This is a genomic window from Moorena sp. SIO4A5, from assembly GCF_010672005.1.
Taxonomy (GTDB): Bacteria; Cyanobacteriota; Cyanobacteriia; order Cyanobacteriales; family Coleofasciculaceae; genus Moorena.
The window spans coordinates 1-3495 of record NZ_JAAHHZ010000506.1; the positions used below are offsets into that span (position 1 = coordinate 1).

Consider the following 3495-nt stretch of genomic DNA (forward strand, 5'->3'; position numbering starts at 1 on the left):
AGTTTAGATCAATCTTTTAGATAAATCTCTGGGTTCACTCTGTGGGGAATCAACCCAAGGGTCCATCCCCACGTGATGAGCAAACACAGTTATATCCAAACATGAATCAAAAGGTATGTTACATATTTAGTTGTCAAGGTTCCGTGTAAGCTTTGGGATTCGAGCGTTTTGACTCTTTCCTGTCCGCTCTGTATTTATACTACACAAATACTACACGCGGTGTCAAGGGTTTGGGCAAACTTTTTTTGGAAATTTTTAGGAGTTATGTGGATAGCCGCCACAAACCATATATGTAGTGTTTTTATATAAAAAAATACACTATATGTAGATTTAGGGGGGTAAGTCCTAATTGCTAGAGGGGCAAGGGATGCTTTAACGGATGTCATGGATGACAGGATCGAGCAGATCTCGATCAGGAGAAACGTGTTACTCAGTTGTTACTGGTGCCTCTTCTCCCTCTTCTGTCTCTTATCCAATCCTGAAGGAGCGTGGGATGCCGATTAGGTATGATGTACAAGTGCAATTTGGCAATGAACAACAAGCAAGAATGCATTTAGATCCCCTAGTCCCTAATTCTTTGTTGAATCTTTTGCAACTGGCTAGTCCCGTACTACCAGTGGGTGCTTACGGCTATTCCGAGGGTTTGGAAACGTTAGTTGATATTGGTGTGATTCACAACCAGACTACTCTGCACCAGTGGCTAGAGCATCAACTGTGCTATGGAGCCATTCGATTAGAGGCTTATGTTATGGTGCGAGCTTACGAAAATTATGGCAAAGGGGATTTAGAGGGTTTAGACTACTGGAATGCTTGGGTAAGTGCTGCTAAGGAAACTTCTGAATTGCGATCGCAAAGTTGGCAGATGGGTAACTCGTTGATGCGGTTACTGCTGGATTTGCACCCACCCAGTGAAACCATTAGACTTCTTTCAGAAGAGGGAACAGCGGATCTGGGAACAGGGAACAGTGGACAAGAATTCACCCAAACAGGATCAGAAAACTACTTTGGCCAGAGGTCTTCTCAACAAAATGTCATCTGTCTACAAGATGTAGCATCAGCTGTGGGTCAACCCTGTAATTATGCGATCGCGTTTGGGATTGGGGCTGCTAACTGGCAGATTGACATTACAGCCACAGTCTTAGGTTACTTACATAGCTGGGCATCTAATGTCATCGGTGCTGGCGTCAAATTGATTCCCCTTGGTCAAACCGTTGGTCAACAGCTACTACTAGGACTCAACCATAGACTTACTCTGAGCACCCAAGATGTTTTAACTTTGACGGATGAAAAATTAAGTAGTTGTGGCTGGGGATTAGCCCTGGCAAGTATGGCTCACGAAACTCAGTACACACGATTATTTCGTAGTTAATTCTTTTTAAAATTAATAATCATTTGTAAGCATTCAGCACTCAGCGGTCAGTGGTCAGCTTATTTTATTCAAAAGCTGTTCGGTGTAGGGTGGCCATAGGCCAATGGCACCTCAAGTAGCGTGCGCTTAGTGCATTAGCTAACTTTATTAATTCTTTTTTAAAAGATTAATAAAGTTAGCTGGTTTTTTTTGGCTGATGTTACCGATATATGCCACATTTGCATGTTATAAAAGTATAGCGTTTGTATTTGAGATGTAAACCTTAATGGTCTTTTTTTATTAGACAATAAAACTCCGTATCTCTTGCCCCTTTTGCCTTTTGCCTCTTGCCTGCATGCCTTTTTTTGCAAGAAGTCTGTTTACAACCTAGATAAAAACCCTATATACTACGACAATTAGCGTATTTTAATAATTAGCCGGATTTTAATGCTAATATAGAGTTAGAATTAAGGCAGCCAAACTTTCGTTAATTTTCGGGTAATTTTAGTTAAATCACCCTTCTTAATTAAGGTAAAGTTAAGCAAAGTCAGGTACTAATTTACCTTCAGTTCGGCTAACCGAGTTTTGCTGATGGTTAGTGAAACTCGATCATGGTGCATCTCCACAACCCTAGCTTGACTTGTCTGCTAACATTACGAGTTTGGTGCATTTCACCAAAACCATAACTTACGAAAAACTGGGCGAAAAACCCGATATTTTGTAAACACTATACAAATATAGTGGCTGGGTAAGTTCTGAAAACTATACACAATATTCTAATTCACAATATTACCTATTAGGGATTAATTTAAACAGAAAATATTAACAATATACGTGCTAATAGAGGCGCTAAAAAACTAGGATTATTACTTGTTAAAGATTCATTGTTAATTGTTAGTTAATAGTTACTAATTACTAGTGGCATTGCTATATATCCATAGAGACACCAATGACGACTCAAAAAGTATTGACCACCGACAAACTGGCACAACAGATTCAAGCTTGCGCAAAAGAGCAATTGACTGGTCGGTTGGAGATTGAAGATCCCCAAGGTCAGCAGTGGAGTCTTTCTTTTCACTTGGGTCGTTTGACTGGGGGTGCTAGTAAAATGCATCCCATTCGTCGTTGGTGTCGGCAGTTGTCTGTACACTGCCCAGAACTATCAGCATTTCCTGTGTGTCAGGGGTCGTCGGCTCAGCCGGTGTATTGGGATTACCCATCTCTAGCAGAACTAGTCAGACAGGGGAAAGTACCGCTAAAACAGATGAGGTCGGTTGTTGCTGGCAACTGTACGGAAATACTCTTCGATATCATCCAACGGCAGGAACAACTCCGCTGTGCTTCATCAGAGCAATTAACTTACAGGCAGATTCCTCAAGACACTATTGATTCAACCTCTGATTCAACCTCTGATTCAACCTCTGATTCAACCTCTGATTCAACCTTTGATTCAAGGTTGGTAGTCATTCGAGCTGATCAAATTTGGCAACAGGCAAGGCAGGTTTGGGAGCCTTGGCAACAGGCTGGTTTGGTAACTATTTCCCCTTCTTTGGCTCCGGTGATCTGGGATGCTGACAAATTGCGACAGCAGACCTCATTACTGGCCTACCATAACCTGACTACCTTGGTGGATGGCGATCGCACTTTGAGGGATTTAGCTGTGAGGTTGAAACAGAATCTTTTGCCTCTGACCCAATCAATCATGCCCTATATCAGATTACAGGTCATGGGTCTGGTGTCGGTTGGGGACTTCCGCTGTGATACTCACTTTAATAAAGCCACTAACCCAATGCCAGAAACTACCGGAAGGAAAGGAGGGCCAATTCAGACATTACCAGCTAGTCCCTTGGTAGTTTATATCGAAGACAGCCAAATCGATCGGCTGACCATGAGTCAAATTCTTGCCAATGCTGGTTATCGATTTATCAATGTTCAAGACCCTATCAAAGCCTTGCCGACCTTGCTAAAGCATAAACCACAGCTGATCTTCTTGGATTTGGTGATGCCAGTTTTAAACGGGTATGAAGTCTGTGCACAAATTCGTCGGGTTTCGGTGTTTCAAGACACGCCAGTGATTATGGTCACCAGTAATGACGGAATTGTAGACCGAGTGCGGGCCAAGATGGTCGGTTCTACAGACTTTTTAG

2 protein-coding genes are annotated in these 3495 nt (G+C 42.2%); both read left to right on the plus strand.

Translation table 11 applies throughout. The features are described from left to right. Positions 1-547 precede the first annotated feature (547 nt). Positions 548-1369 (plus strand): urease accessory protein UreF, encoded by an 822-nt coding sequence (locus F6K57_RS40035; protein ID WP_293074421.1) that lies wholly within the window; start codon positions 548-550, stop codon positions 1367-1369. A gap of 928 nt (positions 1370-2297) precedes the next feature. Further along, positions 2298-3495: response regulator (locus tag F6K57_RS40040; RefSeq protein ID WP_293074418.1), on the plus strand; the 1198-nt coding region annotated here is incomplete at its 3' end.